Genomic DNA, 14,690 nt, shown 5'->3' with positions numbered 1-14,690 from the left:
CACACCCCTCAGTCCAGGATGAAGCGTTCGAGGTACGACGGGGCGGACCGGTCCAGCATCGACCGCGCCCGGGCCCTGATCTGCCGGTCGGTGTGCTCGGCGGGCGGCAGCATCCAGAACCGCTCCGCCCGGATCCCGTCCACCACGGCGTCGGCGACCTCCTCGACCGGGGTGAACGCGATCTCCTGCCCGGCCTCCTGCATCGCGGCCTCCCACTGGCCGAGGCTGCGGTAGGGCGTCCGGCGGGGCTTCTCCTTGGCGTACCGCGCGGGCCGGTTGCGGTGCGACTCCCACAGGCCGGTGCGCAGCATGTGCGGGCCGGGGAAGAGCACCGACGCCCCGACGGGCGCGCCCTCCGCCGTCAGATGGGCGTGGAGCGATTCCGTCATGGTCACCACGGCGGCCTTGGTGACGGCGTAGACGGACGCGGTGGGCAGCGGGGCGATGCCGCCGTCGGTGGAGGAGGTGTTGACGACGCGGCCCGGTGCGCCGCCCGCGAGCATGCGGGGCACGAACGCCTGGATGCCGTGGAAGACGCCCCACACGTTGACCGCGAAGGCCCACTTCCAGTCGTTGACCTCGTGTTCCCACATGCGGCCCTCGGCGCCGGAGCCGACGCCCGCGTTGTTGCAGAGCACGTGGACCGCGCCGAACGCGTCGTACGCCGCGTCGGCGAGGCCCCGTACCTCGTCGCGCACGCCGACGTCGACGGTGCGCGCGAGGACCTCCGCGCCGCCGGCCGTCAGCGCGTCCGCGGCGGCCCGCAGCGGCGCCTCCTCGACGTCCGCGAGGACGACCTTGAGCCCCTCGGCGGCGAAGCGCCGCGCCAGCGCGAGGCCGATGCCGCTCGCGGCGCCGGTGACGACCGCGACCTGTCCCGCCCGCAGGTCCATCAGACGCTCCCCTCGGGCGGCCCGTCCAGGATCTGCTGCGGGTCGTCGTACCGCTGGTGGACGTAGGGCAGCAGGGCCTCCGGGTCCACCCGCGCGACGACCCGGCCCCGCTGGTCGCTGGTCTTCTCGCCGAGGGTGATCCCGACGAGGGTGCGGACGGGGAGGTCGGCGACCGGGTCGTACATCGACTCCCGGAGGACGACGTCGCCGGTGACCCGCTCCAGGGTGCGGTGCTTCTCCCGCCGCACGCAGTGCACCAGCACCGGGTCCACGTCGAAGCCCGAACCGTCCACCGCGGGAAGGAACTTGAAGTAGAAGTCCGTCCTCTCGGCGGGTTCCGGGACCGGCAGGCCGCCGCTCACCGCGCCGCGCACCTCCACGAAGGCGATGCCGTGCCGGGCCAGCACGGCGCGTACGGTCAGGCCGTCGCGCTCGACGGTCACCTCGCCGAGCTTCTTCGGCTCCCCGAAGACCTCCCGCCCACCGGTCAGGGCCCGCTCGTGGGTCATCGGCATGACGAGCGGATACCAGCCCGGTACGCCGTCGTGCTCGGCGGCGACCGCGACCGAGCCGGCGCCGAGCGGATAGCCGGGCAGCGAGACGGTGCTGACGGTGGCCCGGACCAGCGGGCGGCCGGAGGGTTTCAGCGGCGGCGGGAGCACGGCCGCGACCGCGTCCGGATCGCTCTCCCAGAGCGCCACCACACCGGTGGACCAGATGTCGGGGAGCCGGGAGCCGGTGGCGCGCGCCGCGGCGATCTCCGCCTCGGTGCGGGCTCCGTAGCGTGTGCGTGCCATGTCGTACCGCCCTTCGCAGGTCGTGACCTTCCGGGGGTTCCATCGGCGCCTGTAACACTGTTACACCGAGCGGGACGAAGGGTAAAGAGCCTTGCGCGCACGGGAGTTGACGGGATAGGTGGGAGTCATGACACGTACCGCGCTGACCGGCGAAGAGGTGCTGGCGGCCGCCGCGCAGCTGGTGCGGGAGCACGGCCCGGCCGCCCTGACCATGCGCCGGCTCGCCGCGGAACTGGGCACCGCCGTCACCTCCATCTACTGGCACGTCGGCAACCGCGAGTCCCTGCTGGACGCGCTGGTCGAGCGCACCGTCCGGGAGATGGGCCAGATCCGGCCCGCCGGGCGCACCCCGCACGCCCGGGTCGTCTCGGTCGCCCGGGCGCTGTACGCGGCGCTGCGCGAACGGCCGCAGCTGATCGCGATGGTGCACGAACGCGGCCTGACGGAGCGGATGTTCCTGCCCGCCCAGCAGGCGCTGGTCCACGAACTGCACGCCGCCGGGCTGCGCGGCCGGCCGGCCGCCGAGGCGGTCCGCGCGGTGCAGTTCCAGGTCGTCGGCTTCGTGCTGGTCGAGCGGGCCCGCGAGCGGTCGCCGGCGCAGCACCCGAGCGAGGGTGAGCTGTGGGACTCCCCCACCGCGGAGCACGATCCGGCACTGGCCCGCGCGCTGGCCGCACCGGCCGACCCCGAGCGGCTGTTCACGGTCGCGCTGGAGGCGCTGGTGGCGTCCCTGCTGCCGGCCTGAGGGGGGATCGGGCGGCGGGGGCGTCAAACCCGCGGCGGTGGGCCGGATTTGCCGGTTTGCGGGCCGTCCGGGCGGGTTGCGGCGGCGGTCCGGGTTCGGCCGGTGTCGGTGGGGGCCCGTATCCTCAGGGACCATGCTCGAAGACCGCATGGCAGCAGCCGACCCGATCGCGCCGAAGATCGGGCAGCAGCCGGGACCGTCCACGCCGCCGACGCCGCCGGCCCCCTGGCCGTCCGGGTACCCCGAGGGGTATGCGGTGGTCGACGTGGAGACGACGGGCCTGGCGCGGGACGACCGGATCATCTCCGCGGCCGTGTACCAACTCGACGCCCGCGGCGAGGTCCAGGACCACTGGTACACCCTGGTCAACCCGCAGCGGGACCCGGGCCCGGTGTGGATCCACGGGCTCACCAGCGCGGTGCTGGCCGACGCCCCGCTCTTCCCGGACGTCGTCCCGGAGCTGTCCCGGCGGCTGGACGGCCGGGTGCTGGTGGCGCACAACGCCATGTTCGACTGGTCGATGATCGCCCGTGAGTACGCCCGCGCCGCGGCGGTCGCCCCGGTGAGCCAGCGGCTGTGCACGATCGCGCTGTCGAAGGAGCTCGGGCTGCCGCTGCCCAACCACAAACTGGAGTCGCTGGCCGCCCACTACGGCGTCGTCCAGGAGCGCGCCCACCACGCGCTGGACGACGCCCGCGTGTTGGCCGAGGCGTTTCGTCCCAGTTTGCGGCGGGCCGCCCAGGAGAACCTGCGACTGCCGCTGCTGAGCTGCCAGCCGCTCACGGAGTGGTCGGACAGCCCCGCACCCCCCCGGACCGCCGCCGCGACGTCCTACCGCCCGTCCACCTGGCGGCCGTCCCGCAAGCGGCCGGCCTGCCCGTACCCCAATCCGGGGCGCTACGAGGAGGGCGGGCGACTCGTCCAGGGGATGCGGGTCGCCTTCTCCGGTGACACCTCGGTGGACCGCGAGCTGCTGGAGGACCGGGCGATCGAGGCCGGACTGCACGTCGCCACGAGCCTGTCCCGGGTGACCAGCCTGCTGGTCACCAACGACCCGGACGCCCGCACCTCCAAGACCGTCAAGGCCGCCGCGTACGGCACGGTCGTGATCGACGAGGCGGCCTTCATGCAGCTGCTGCAGGACGTCGCGCCGGCCGGGTCCGCGCCTGCGTCCGGGTGAAGCCCGCCCAACACGCCCCCCGGCGCCTCGCCCCGCACCGGCCCCGCCCGCACGCTGTGGCGCATGGCACGTTGTGAGGTCTGCGGAAACGACTACGGGATGACGTTCGAGGTGCACGCGCAGGGCGCGGTGCACGTCTTCGACTGCTTCTCCTGCGCCATCCACCGCATGGCGCCGATCTGTGAGCACTGCCGGGTCCAGATCATCGGCCAGGGCGTCGAGGCCGACGGCAAGTGGTACTGCGGGGCGCACTGCGCCCGGTCGGACGGGCGGGTGGGCATCGTCGACCGGGTGTGAGGCCGGGACGGCGGCCGGCGCTCCCGGACCCGGCGCCGGGCGACCGGACCGCCCCAGGTACCGTCGAAGCCGTGTACCGCTTCCTGTTGTCCCGGCAGTGGGTGATCCTCACCCTCGTGGGTCTCGTGCTGATCCCCGTCATGATCAAGCTGGGCTTCTGGCAGCTGCACCGCCATGAGCACAAGGTGGCGCAGAACCAGCTCATCGCGTCCAGCCTGGCCGCGAAGCCGGTCCCGGTCACCGACCTGGCCGCCCCCGGACGGGACCTGCCGCACCGCGACATGTGGCGCCCGGTGACCGCCACCGGCCGCTACGACACCGCCCACGAGGTCGTGGTCCGGCAGCGCACCGCCGCCGACGAACAGTCCATCGGCTACTACGTCCTCACCCCGCTGGTGCTCGGCGACGGCGACGACGTGCTGGTCAACCGCGGCTGGATCTCGGCGGGCGACGACCTCACCAAGTTCCCCGACGTCCCGCCCGCCCCCAAGGGCACGGTCACCGTCACCGGCCGGATGATGGCCGACGAGACCACCGCGGTCAGCGGCATCAAGGACACCAAGGGCCTGCCGCCCCGCCAGGTCATGCTGATCAACAGCAAGGAACAGGCGAAGCGGACCGGCCGGCCGATGCTCGGCGGCTACATCGAGCAGAGCGCGCCCGAGCCGCCGGGCGGCACGCCGGAGCTGGTCCCCGAGCCGGACCACGACTCCATCGGCCCGCACATGGCGTACGCCATCCAGTGGTGGCTGTTCGCCGCGGCGGTACCGGTCGGCTGGGTGGTGCTGGTGCGCCGGGAGCGCCGCGACCGGGCGAAGGCGGCCGAGGAGGCCGCAGCGGGCGCGGACGGAGCGGACGGAGCGGACGACGCGACCGAAGTGGCCGAAGTGGCCGGAACGGGACGGGAGAACGGCGGCTCCGCCGACGTAGCCCGGTCGGCCGTCAGCACCGACTAGGGCGCCCGCACCGCGGGAAGGCGAGCTGCGTGCACCCACATATCGAGGACTACGCGCTCATCGGGGACCTGCAGAGCGCCGCGCTCGTCAGCAGCAACGGCTCGATCGACTGGCTGTGCCTGCCCCGCTTCGACTCGCCCGCCTGCTTCGCGGCCCTCCTCGGCAGCCAGGACAACGGCCACTGGCGGCTGGCCCCGCAATCGCCGAAGGCCCGCGCCCACCGCTCGTACCGCGGCGAGTCGCTGATCCTCGACACCATCTGGGAGACCCCGACCGGCCGCGTGAAGGTCACCGACTTCATGCCGCAGCGCGACGTCCAGCCCGATGTCGTACGGATCGTGGAGGGCCTCCAGGGCCGGGTCGAGATGCACGGGGTGCTGCGGCTGCGGTTCGACTACGGGCGGGTGGTGCCCTGGGTGCGGGCCGCCGAGGGCTCCCGGGTCGCGATCGCCGGCCCGGACTCCGTATGGCTGCGCACCCCGGAGCAGGGCCGCACCTACGGCAAGGACCTCAGCACCCGCTCGGACTTCACCGTCGCCGAGGGCGAGCGCACCGCGTTCGTACTGACCTGGCACCCCTCGCACGAGCCGCGACCGGACCAGATCGAGCCGTTCCAGGCGCTGGACGACACGCTGGAGGACTGGCAGGCCTGGTCGGCGCGGTGCCGCTACGACGGGCCGTACCGCGACGCGGTGGTCCGCTCGCTGATCACCCTCAAGGCCCTCACCTACGCGCCCACCGGCGGCATCGTCGCCGCCCCCACCACCTCGCTGCCCGAGGAACTCGGCGGGGTGCGCAACTGGGACTACCGCTACTGCTGGCTGCGCGATGCCAGCCTCACCCTGAACTCGCTGCTGTCCGCCGGGTATCTGGACGAGGCCGCCGCCTGGCGGGACTGGCTGCTGCGGGCGGTGGCCGGCGCCCCGGACGACCTGCAGATCATGTACGGGCTGGCCGGCGAGCGGCGGCTGCCGGAGTACGAGGTGCCGTGGCTGACCGGCTACTGCGACTCCGCGCCGGTGCGGATCGGCAACGGCGCCGTCGACCAGCGCCAGCTGGACGTCTACGGGGAGGTGCTGGACTCCTTCCACCTCGCCCGCGCCGCGGGGCTGCCGGCCGAACCGCACGCCTGGAGCATCCAGCGGTCGCTGATGGACTACCTGGAGTCCAACTGGCGCGACCCCGACGAGGGGCTGTGGGAGATCCGCGGGCCGCGCCGGCACTTCGTGCACTCCAAGGTCATGGCGTGGGTGGCGGCCGACCGGGCGGTGCGGGCCATGGAGGCGAACCCGAAGCTGGGCGGCGGCATCGACCGCTGGCGGGCGATGCGGGACGAGGTCCACCGGGAGGTGTGCGAGCGGGGGTACGACGACGAGCGCGGCACCTTCACCCAGTCCTACGAGACCCGGGACCTGGACGCGGCGACCCTGCTGATCCCCCGGGTGGGCTTCCTGCCCGGTGACGACCCGCGGGTGCGCGGCACCATCGAGGCGGTGCGCCAGGATCTGACCCATGAGGGCCTGGTGCGCCGGTACACCACCGAGGGGGGCTCGGTCGACGGGCTTCCGGGCGGTGAGGGCACCTTCCTGGTCTGCTCGTTCTGGCTCGCCGACGCGCTGCGGATGAGCGGCCGGCGGGACGAGGCGGCGCGGCTCTTCGAGCGGCTGCTGTCGCTGCGCAACGACGTGGGGCTGCTCGCGGAGGAGTACGACCCGGCGGCCGGCCGCCAGCTGGGGAACTGTCCGCAGGCGTTCAGCCACATCGGGCTGGTGGGGACCGCCTTCGGGCTGCTGGACGGGGCGGAGGCAGACTAGGGCCATGGATCTTGGACTCACCGACCGGACGTACCTCGTCACCGGGGCGACCCGTGGCCTGGGTTTCGCCACCGCCCGTGCGCTCGTCGACGACGGCGCGAACGTCGTGATCAGCGGCCGCACCGAGGAGAGCGCCGCCCGGGCCGCCGCCTCGCTGGGCGAACGCGCCCTGGGCGTGGCGGCCGACAACGCCGCCGCCGACACCCCGGCCCGCCTGGTGGCGGCCGCCCGCGACCGCTTCGGCCGGCTGGACGGCGTGCTGATCAGCGTGGGCGGCCCGCCGCCGGGGACGGCCGCGGACAACACCGACGAGCAGTGGCAGGCGGCCTTCGAGTCGGTCTTCCTCGGCGCGGTGCGGCTGGCCCGGACGGCCGCCGCCGAGCTGGACGAGGGCGGCGTGATCGGTTTCGTGCTGTCCGGTTCGGTGTACGAGCCGATCGCCGGCCTGACCGTGTCCAACGGGCTGCGGCCGGGTCTGGCCGGTTTCGCGAAGTCGCTCGCCAATGAGGTGGGGCCGCGCGGCATCCGGGTCCTGGGTGTGCTGCCCGGCCGGATCGGCACCGACCGGATGACCCAGCTCGACGCGCTCTCCGGCGACCCGGAGGGCAGCCGGGCCCGTAACTCCGCGGCGATCCCGCTGGGCCGGTACGGCACGCCCGCGGAGTTCGGCCGGGTCGCGGCGTTCCTGCTGTCGCCGGCCGCTTCGTACGTGACCGGGGTGATGGTGCCGGTCGACGGCGGGGCCCGGCACGGCTTCTGAGGGGGCCGCGGGGCGGGCGGCGGCCCGCTCCGTCCCTCACGTGACGCGTTCGGGGCGGTGCTTGACCTCGCGGAGCCGGATCTCGGCCGGCAGCCGGTCGAGCCCCGCCGAGCGCCGGGCGTGCGTCATCGCCTCGCCGGAGAGCCGGCCGAGCACCTTGCCGGGGTCGGCGTGCGGGGCGAGCGCGAGGACCGCCCGGACGCGGGGTCCGGTGCGGCGGCCGGTGAGCCGTACGGCGGCCCGGTCGACGCCGTCCAGCGCCTCCGTCTCGGCGGTGAGCACCGCCTCCAGCGCCCGCCCGCGCAGTTCCGCGCCCTCGCCGTCGCCGCTGTCGACGAGGATCTCGCCGAGCCGGTGGCGCCGGAACTGCGCCAGCAGCCACCACAGCAGGAGCAGCACGAGGACGGCCAGGGCGGCGATGACCACCGGCCACCACCAGCCCTGGTCGGTCCAGCGGGTGCGCTGGTACGCGGAGAGCAGGACGTCGCCGGGGCGGGACCAGGGCCAGCCGGCCGGCAGCCCGAGGTGCCAGGCCGCGGGCAGGTCGAGCCCGCCCAGCAGCACCAGTCCACCGGTGCCGAACAGCACCACGCCGATCAGGCCGAGCAGCACCCGGTTGGCCCTTCTGCGGGTCCGGCGCATCGCACTCACCCCTTCTTCGGACGCCGGACGTGCACGGTCAGCCGCATCCGGTGGGCCAGGCCCAGCTGGTCGAGGCCGGCACCGAGCGCGGCGTCGAGGTCGGCGCGGACCTCGTCGAGCTCGCGGAAGTGGGAGACCGCCCGCGCCTTGGCCCTGTGCCGGCCGACGGTCATCCGTACGGACTGCACACCGGCGACCTCCATGGCGCGGTCGCGCAGGATCAGCGCGGCGGCCGGGCGGTCGAGACCGGCCCGGACGTCCGGGGCGACCGGCCGCATCGGCAGCATCCGGCGCAGGCCGGGGGTGACGGCGAGCACGATCAGCCAGAGGCCCACCGCCGCGGCGAGCGCCGCGCCGGCCAGCACCCAGGTGTCGTCGAGGTGACGGGTGGCCAGTTCGTCGGCCAGCCACCGGCGCCAGGCCATCGCCTGGCGGTGCGCGCGCACCGCGGCCACGTCGTAGAGCAGCAGTCCCGCGGCGGCCAGCAGCACCAGCGCGACCAGACCGGCCGGGACCCGGCGGGACGACCAGAAGCGGTGGCGGCCGTCGCCCGCGGCGCCGGTGGCGGTGGCGCCGGTGGCGGAACGGGGGGATCCGCCGGGCGGGTTCTCCAGGGTGGGCAGCCGCCGGGTCTCTTCCGGCTCCGCGTCGTCGTCGCTCATCGCACCCTCTCCCGGCCCCGGCCCCGGCCCTCCAGCAGCGGGGAGTGCAGCCGCTCGACCTCCACCGTGACCTCGGGAACCGTCATGTTCGCCAACTCCCCCACGCGCTCGGTCACTCGCCGGCGCACCGCTCCGCACTGCGCGCCGATGTCCGAGGGGTAGCCCAGTTCCACCGCGATCCGTACCCGCGCCTCGCCGAAGTGCGCCAGGTCCTCGCGCCGGTGGACGCTCACCGTGGCGTGCGCGTCCGTGCGGTCCTGCGGGGACTTCGCGCGCAGTGCCTCGCGGGCGGCCCGGGCGGCGATCTTCGCGACCACCCGGTCCGCGAGCCGGGTCGCGCCCCGCTCGCCCGCCGGTACGTCAGCCGCAGCGGTGGGCGGGGACGCCGTCGCCACCCCGGCTCACCGCCGCCGTTCGTCGCGGTCGCCGGTACGGGCGCGGAAGAACTCGCGGGCCTCCACGTCCCCGTCGAGGATCCGGCCCGCGACGAACCCGACCGCGCCCAGCGCCGCCACCAGTACGAACGCGCCGAAGCCGCCGAAGTACCCGGCGAAGCCCAGCGCCATTCCGGCCAGAAGACCGACCACGGCCATGCTCATCGTGCGCTCCTTCGCTGCCACTCCGGACGGGTCCCGCTCACTGGAGCCGCGGTTCCGCTTCCTCTTCTTCGTCCGCTTCGTCGGGGAGCTTGACGTCGCTGACCGCGATGTTGACCTCGACGACCTCCAGGCCCGTCATCCGTTCCACCGCGGCGATGACGTTCTCCCGTACGCTGCGCGCGACCTCGGCGATGGCGACGCCGTAGTCGACCACGATCTCCAGGTCCAGCGCGGTCTGCACCTCGCCGACCTCGGCCTTCACCCCGCGGCTCGCGGTCGCCGCCGCCCGGCCGCCGGGCACCCGGTCGCGGACCGCACCGAACGTGCGGGCCAGGCCGCTGCCCATGGCGTGCACGCCGACGACGTCCCGGGCCGCGAGACCGGCGATCTTCTCCACGACGCCGTCGGCGATGGTGGTCCGCCCACGGGTCGCGGGGTCACCGCCGCCGCGCTTGACCGGCGTCCTGGGTCCGTCCTCTTGCTGGCTCTCGGTCATCACCGTACGTCCCTTTCCGGGAAGAAGGGGATTTCGTCAGTTATGTTCGCTCTTGCCCCGTTTTCGTGGTGTTTCGTTCCCACAGTAGAGGGGCTCGCCCCCGTGCGCTTACGGGATGCGGCATCGGAGTGCTCCCCCTGGCGCCGTTCGGCACACCGCCCTGCCGTACGGGCCGGTCTGCGGCAGGCTGGGGGCGGGGGTCCGAAAGGGGTGACGCGGTGGCCGCTGAACAGGTGGCGCAGACGGTACGGCAGCAGCTCGGGATCGGCCGGGTACTGCCGCTGGGCGGGCCCGCGAACGGGTCCTGGATCACCGAGCAGGCCGCCGCCGGGGCGCTGCGGGCGGCGCTCGGCACGCAGGCCGGAGTGCGGCTCGGCACCCTGCGGCTGTCCGTCGCCGACCCGGCGCACGCCCAAGAACCGGCGGTGCCGGCGCCACCGAGCGCCCTGCCGCCGGGCCCGCTGCGGATCAGTGCGGAGTTCGCCGCGGTCGGCGACCGGCCGCTGCCCGCCGTCGCCGACGAGGTGCGGGCGGCGCTGCTGGAGGCGTCGGTGCAGGGGCTGGGGCTGGTGGTGGCCGCGGTGGACCTGCGGGTGACGGGCCTGCTGGAGGAGGCCGGGGCGAGCCGGGCGGGGCCGGCGCTCACCACCGTCCGCCCGGAGAAGCCGCCCGTGACGGCCGAGCCGGCCGGTGCGGTGCCGGAGGGCCCGGAGGGGATCGCCGCGGCGGCGCTGGCGGTGTCCGGAGTGGCCCGGCTGGCGCCGGTGCTCGGCGGGCGGACCCGGGCGGTGCGGCGCACCGACGGGCATGTGCTGGTCCAGCTGGCCGTGGCGGCCGGCTACCGCCCGCTGGACGTCGCCGTCGCGGTACGCCAGGCGGTGGCGGCCCGGCCGGACGCCCCGCAGACGGTCGCGGTGCTGGTCACGGCGGTGGAGCGGGACTGAGACGGGACACGGAGGCGGAGACGGACGTGGCCCGGCCGGCTGCCGTACGGCGGCCGGCCGGGCCACGTCAGGAGGTGCGCGTCAGGTGCGGCTAGTCGCCGACGCCGGCGAGGTCGCGCAGCCGGCGGGCCTGGGCGGCACGCTCGGCGCGGCGCTGCTCCTCGTAGGTGCGGCCCGCGGCGCCGGCCAGCAGGGCCTTGGTCTCGATGACGGCGTCGCGCGGCGGGGCGACCAGCGCGGCCGCCAGGTCGGACACGGCGGCGTCGAGCTCGTCACCGGGCACCACGAGGTTGGCCAGGCCGATCCGCGCGGCCTCGTCGGCGTGCACGAACCGTCCGGTGGCGCAGATCTCCAGCGCCCGGGCGTAGCCGACGAGTCCGACCAGGGGGTGGGTGCCGGTCAGGTCCGGGACCAGCCCGAGGCTGGTCTCCCGCATGGCGAACTGGGCGTCCTGGGCGACCACCCGCAGATCGCAGGCGAGCGCCAGCTGGAAGCCGGCGCCGATGGCGTGCCCCTGGACGGCGGCGATGGACACCAGGTCGTTCCGCCGCCACCAGGTGAACGCTTCCTGGTACTCGGCGATCGTGGCGTCCAGGGCGTCGTCCGAACCGCGCGCCAGGTCGATGAACGACGGCTCGCCGTCGAAGCCTTCGGGCGTGAACGCCTGCCGGTCGAGGCCCGCGGAGAAGGACTGGCCCTCACCACGCAGCACCGCGATCCGGACGTTCCCCGGCAGCAGCGAGCCCGCTTCGGCCAGCGCCCGCCACATGGCCGGCGACTGCGCATTGCGCTTGGCCGCGTTGGCGAGGGTCACCGTGGCGATGTCGCCGTCCACGGTGAGCCGCACACCGTCCTTGTCGAGCAGAGTCATGAGCGCCTCCGAGTCAGCCAGCCGCACGTGCGTGCGTAAGTGACTGAACGGTAACCTCCCGGCCGACGGATCGGCCGACCGGGGGGAGACCGCTGTTCCGGAGACGCGGCCGTCAGACCGTGGCGGCCTTCTTGCCCCTTGTGGCTCCGCCGCGACCGCGCAGCACCACGCCGGATTCGGTGAGCATCCGGTGCACGAATCCGTAGGAGCGACCGGTTTCCTCGGCCAGCGCCCGGATGCTCGCACCGGAGTCGTACTTCTTCTTCAGGTCTGCCGCGAGCTTCTCGCGCGCGGCGCCGGTCACCCGGCTGCCCTTCTTCAGAGTCTCGGCCACCCGTGCCTCCTCGTGGGAAGTGCGCTCTGGACTCTCATGATCACCCCTCCCCGGCTTCCTGGCCACCCATTCCGCAAGGTCTCTCCGACATCCTTTGCCGCCACGGGCCCGTTCCGAGCGGTCGGAATGCATCATTCCGCTCGTCCCGCGGGCCGAGCGGCCGCCGATCGGGACGAGAAGTGGCAGGTCAGGTGGCGTACGGCCGAAAAGGTGCGCTCCGGGTCGGAGCGGACGGGACGCCGCGCGCAGGCACGCCGGTGTACGAGCCGTTCTCACTCAGATGATGGATCACACGTCGGCCGAATGATCCATACGGCATGATCCCCCGCCCGTTAGCGCACCGCGGGGCGCCGCCGCGGCCCGGCCCACGGCCCCCGGGCCGGGCGCCCGGCTCAGGCCAGCGCGACCAGATCCGCGTAGTCCTGGCCCCACAGATCCTCGACGCCGTCGGGCAGCAGGATGATCCGCTCCGGCTGGAGCGCGTCCACCGCGCCCTCGTCGTGCGTCACCAGGACCACCGCGCCGGCGTAGGTGTGCAGCGCGCCGAGGATCTCCTCGCGGCTGGCCGGGTCGAGGTTGTTGGTGGGCTCGTCGAGCAGCAGCACGTTGGCGGACGAGACCACCAGCGTGGCCAGCGCCAGCCGGGTCTTCTCGCCGCCGGAGAGCACCCCGGCGGGCTTGTCGACGTCGTCACCGGAGAAGAGGAAGGAGCCCAGCGTCTTGCGGATGGCGACCAGGTCCATGTCCGGGGCGGCCGAGCGCATGTTCTCCAGGACCGTGCGGTCCGGGTCCAGGGTCTCGTGCTCCTGGGCGTAGTAGCCGAGCTTGAGGCCGTGGCCCGGGCGGACCTCGCCGGTGTCCGGCTGCTCGACGCCCGCCAGCAGCCGCAGCAGGGTGGTCTTGCCCGCGCCGTTCAGGCCCAGGATGACGACCCGGGAGCCCTTGTCGATGGCGAGGTCGACGTCGGTGAAGATCTCCAGGGAGCCGTAGGACTTCGACAGGCCCTCGGCGGTGAGCGGGGTCTTGCCGCACGGCGCCGGGTCCGGGAAGCGCAGCTTGGCGACCTTGTCGGAGACCCGCACCTCGTCCAGGCCCGAGAGCAGCTTCTCGGCGCGCCGGGCCATGTTCTGCGCGGCGACGGTCTTGGTGGCCTTGGCCCGCATCTTGTCGGCCTGGGAGTTGAGCGCGGCGGCCTTCTTCTCGGCGTTCGCCCGCTCGCGCTTGCGGCGCTTCTCGTCGGCCTCGCGCTGCTGCTGGTAGAGCTTCCAGCCCATGTTGTAGATGTCGATCTCGGACCGGTTGGCGTCCAGGTAGAACACCTTGTTCACGACGGTCTCAACCAGGTCGACGTCGTGCGAGATGACGATGAAGCCGCCGCGGTAGGTCTTGAGGTAGTCGCGCAGCCAGACGATCGAGTCGGCGTCGAGGTGGTTGGTCGGCTCGTCGAGGAGCAGGGTGTCGGAGTCCGAGAAGAGGATCCGGGCCAGCTCGACGCGGCGCCGCTGGCCGCCGGAGAGGGTGTGCAGCGGCTGGGCGAGGATGCGGTCGGGCAGGCCCAGGCTGGCCGCGATGGTCGCGGCCTCCGCCTCGGCGGCGTACCCGCCCTTGGTCAGGAACTCGGTCTCCAGGCGCTCGTACTTCTTCATCGCCTTGTCGCGGGTGGCGCCCTTGCCGTTGGCCATCCGGTCCTCGTTCTCGCGCATCTTGCGCAGCACGGTGTCCAGATCGCGGGCGGACAGGATGCGGTCGCGGGCGAGGACGTCCAGGTCGCCGGTGCGCGGGTCCTGCGGCAGATAGCCGACCTGTCCCGAGCGGGTGACCGTGCCGGCGGCGGGGATGCCCTCCCCCGCCAGCACCTTGGTGAGGGTGGTCTTGCCGGCGCCGTTGCGGCCGACCAGACCGATCCGGTCGCCCTTGGCGACGCGGAAGGAGGCGGAATCGATGAGGACGCGGGCGCCGGCGCGCAGCTCGATGCCGGAAGCGGTGATCACGGGAAAACTCCAGGGCAGGAAGACGGCGGATTGGACGGACGGTCCGAGAGCGGGCTGCGCCGTCTAATGAACCCAGAGGAGAACTGCCATGGGAGGCAGTCTAACGGGCCGGTGCAAGTAGTTTTTCCGGCCGCCGGGTGGGGGCGTACGGCCCGTTCGCCGGTCCCGGGCGCGGGCGACGCCGTGCGCTGCGACACCTCGCGCGGAGCGCGGGAGGGCGTTGTCGGTCCCCGGTGCAAGACTGTGATCCGGGACACATGAAGCCGCCGAGGAAAGGACCGTGATCACGATGCCAGGGACCCCGACGATGTACCCGACGGTGCTCTACCAGGACGCCCGGGCCGCCATCGCCCAGCTGACGGAGGCGTTCGGCTTCACCGTCGGCGCGAAGTACGAGACCGAGGGCGGCCTGGTGCTGCACGCCGAACTCTCCTACGGCAACGGCACGGTGATGCTGGGTTCGAAAGGGCGCGGCGGGGTCTTCGCCGAGGCGATGGAGGAGGCCGGGCCGGTCGGCGTCTACGTCCGCGTGGAGGACACCGACGCCCACCACCGGCGGGCCGAGCGGGCGGGCGTGGAGATCCTGCTGCCGCCCACCGACATGGAGTACGGCTCGCGGGAGTACCTCGCCCGGGACGCCGAGGGCAACGTCTGGAGCTTCGGCACCTACACCCCGGCCGTGGCCGCTGCCGGTGCCGGGCCCTGACCT

General features: G+C 73.8%; 18 protein-coding genes. 8 read left to right on the top strand and 10 right to left on the bottom strand.

Translation table 11 applies throughout. From position 1 onward, the window contains the following. Positions 1-8: 8 nt before the first annotated feature. A complete protein-coding gene (locus V2J85_RS17195; RefSeq protein ID WP_261952211.1) occupies positions 9-893 on the bottom strand; it encodes an SDR family NAD(P)-dependent oxidoreductase in 885 nt (294 codons plus the stop codon). Continuing rightward, the gene (locus V2J85_RS17190) at positions 893-1,690 is read right to left on the bottom strand and encodes an acetoacetate decarboxylase family protein (RefSeq protein ID WP_261952210.1); all 798 of its coding nucleotides are present in this window, start codon (positions 1,688-1,690) and stop codon (positions 893-895) included. Before V2J85_RS17190 ends, V2J85_RS17195 begins: the two co-directional genes overlap by 1 nt. Before the next feature lie 127 nt (positions 1,691-1,817). Between V2J85_RS17190 and V2J85_RS17185 the strand changes: the two genes are divergently transcribed. The 6 genes from V2J85_RS17185 (at position 1,818) to V2J85_RS17160 (ending at position 7,442) form a co-directional block, all read left to right on the top strand. Then, positions 1,818-2,435: a TetR/AcrR family transcriptional regulator gene (locus V2J85_RS17185; protein WP_261952209.1), complete on the top strand. Its 618-nt coding sequence runs from the start codon at positions 1,818-1,820 to the stop codon at positions 2,433-2,435. A 133-nt stretch (positions 2,436-2,568) separates the two neighbouring features. After that, positions 2,569-3,615, top strand: coding sequence for a DEDDh family exonuclease (locus V2J85_RS17180; protein ID WP_261952208.1), 1,047 nt, complete (start codon positions 2,569-2,571; stop codon positions 3,613-3,615). A 63-nt stretch (positions 3,616-3,678) separates the two neighbouring features. Continuing rightward, the gene (locus tag V2J85_RS17175) at positions 3,679-3,912 is read left to right on the top strand and encodes a hypothetical protein (protein WP_077192103.1); all 234 of its coding nucleotides are present in this window, start codon (positions 3,679-3,681) and stop codon (positions 3,910-3,912) included. Positions 3,913-3,983: 71 nt separating this feature from the next. Beyond that, positions 3,984-4,868, top strand: coding sequence for an SURF1 family cytochrome oxidase biogenesis protein (locus V2J85_RS17170; protein WP_330822087.1), 885 nt, complete (start codon positions 3,984-3,986; stop codon positions 4,866-4,868). Positions 4,869-4,897: 29 nt separating this feature from the next. Beyond that, the gene (locus V2J85_RS17165) at positions 4,898-6,682 is read left to right on the top strand and encodes a glycoside hydrolase family 15 protein (protein ID WP_261952206.1); all 1,785 of its coding nucleotides are present in this window, start codon (positions 4,898-4,900) and stop codon (positions 6,680-6,682) included. 4 nt (positions 6,683-6,686) lie between these two features. After that, positions 6,687-7,442, top strand: coding sequence for an SDR family oxidoreductase (locus tag V2J85_RS17160; RefSeq protein WP_261952205.1), 756 nt, complete (start codon positions 6,687-6,689; stop codon positions 7,440-7,442). Positions 7,443-7,478: 36 nt separating this feature from the next. Here V2J85_RS17160 and amaP read toward each other — a convergent pair whose 3' ends face one another. From amaP to V2J85_RS17135, 5 genes are read right to left on the bottom strand one after another with little or no spacing between them, the layout of a single operon-like run. After that, on the bottom strand, positions 7,479-8,084 hold the full coding sequence (gene amaP, locus V2J85_RS17155) for an alkaline shock response membrane anchor protein AmaP (RefSeq protein WP_261957183.1): 606 nt from the start codon (positions 8,082-8,084) through the stop codon (positions 7,479-7,481). Between the two features lie 5 nt (positions 8,085-8,089). After that, positions 8,090-8,746, bottom strand: a complete 657-nt coding sequence (locus V2J85_RS17150; RefSeq protein ID WP_261952204.1) for a DUF6286 domain-containing protein — start codon at positions 8,744-8,746, stop codon at positions 8,090-8,092. Further along, positions 8,743-9,141 carry a hypothetical protein gene (locus V2J85_RS17145; RefSeq protein WP_261952203.1) on the bottom strand — a complete coding sequence of 133 codons (399 nt, stop codon included), beginning with the start codon at positions 9,139-9,141 and terminating at the stop codon, positions 8,743-8,745. Before V2J85_RS17145 ends, V2J85_RS17150 begins: the two co-directional genes overlap by 4 nt. A 6-nt stretch (positions 9,142-9,147) precedes the next feature. Beyond that, positions 9,148-9,345, bottom strand: coding sequence for a hypothetical protein (locus tag V2J85_RS17140; protein WP_261952202.1), 198 nt, complete (start codon positions 9,343-9,345; stop codon positions 9,148-9,150). A gap of 37 nt (positions 9,346-9,382) precedes the next feature. Next, on the bottom strand, positions 9,383-9,841 hold the full coding sequence (locus V2J85_RS17135; RefSeq protein WP_330822084.1) for an Asp23/Gls24 family envelope stress response protein: 459 nt from the start codon (positions 9,839-9,841) through the stop codon (positions 9,383-9,385). Positions 9,842-10,059: 218 nt separating this feature from the next. Here V2J85_RS17135 and V2J85_RS17130 point away from each other — a divergent pair, with 218 nt between their 5' ends. Beyond that, positions 10,060-10,785 carry a hypothetical protein gene (locus V2J85_RS17130; RefSeq protein WP_330822082.1) on the top strand — a complete coding sequence of 242 codons (726 nt, stop codon included), beginning with the start codon at positions 10,060-10,062 and terminating at the stop codon, positions 10,783-10,785. A gap of 91 nt (positions 10,786-10,876) precedes the next feature. Here the strand turns inward: V2J85_RS17130 and V2J85_RS17125 are convergent, their stop codons facing one another. The 3 genes from V2J85_RS17125 to V2J85_RS17115 all read right to left on the bottom strand — a co-directional run bounded on the left by V2J85_RS17125 (position 10,877) and on the right by V2J85_RS17115 (position 13,981). Continuing rightward, a complete protein-coding gene (locus tag V2J85_RS17125) occupies positions 10,877-11,656 on the bottom strand; it encodes an enoyl-CoA hydratase/isomerase family protein (RefSeq protein WP_261952199.1) in 780 nt (259 codons plus the stop codon). A gap of 112 nt (positions 11,657-11,768) precedes the next feature. Next, the gene (locus V2J85_RS17120) at positions 11,769-11,990 is read right to left on the bottom strand and encodes a helix-turn-helix domain-containing protein (RefSeq protein WP_030411710.1); all 222 of its coding nucleotides are present in this window, start codon (positions 11,988-11,990) and stop codon (positions 11,769-11,771) included. A 392-nt stretch (positions 11,991-12,382) separates the two neighbouring features. Continuing rightward, the gene (locus tag V2J85_RS17115) at positions 12,383-13,981 is read right to left on the bottom strand and encodes an ABC-F family ATP-binding cassette domain-containing protein (RefSeq protein ID WP_261952198.1); all 1,599 of its coding nucleotides are present in this window, start codon (positions 13,979-13,981) and stop codon (positions 12,383-12,385) included. A 289-nt stretch (positions 13,982-14,270) separates the two neighbouring features. Here V2J85_RS17115 and V2J85_RS17110 point away from each other — a divergent pair, with 289 nt between their 5' ends. Then, positions 14,271-14,687, top strand: coding sequence for a VOC family protein (locus V2J85_RS17110; protein WP_261957182.1), 417 nt, complete (start codon positions 14,271-14,273; stop codon positions 14,685-14,687). The last annotated feature ends 3 nt before the right edge of the window (positions 14,688-14,690 follow it).

It is taken from the genome of Streptomyces bugieae, from assembly GCF_036352915.1.
Taxonomy (GTDB): domain Bacteria; phylum Actinomycetota; class Actinomycetes; order Streptomycetales; family Streptomycetaceae; genus Streptomyces; species Streptomyces endophytica.
Note: the sequence above shows the minus strand (reverse complement) of the source record. Positions and strands in the feature narration are given on the sequence as shown.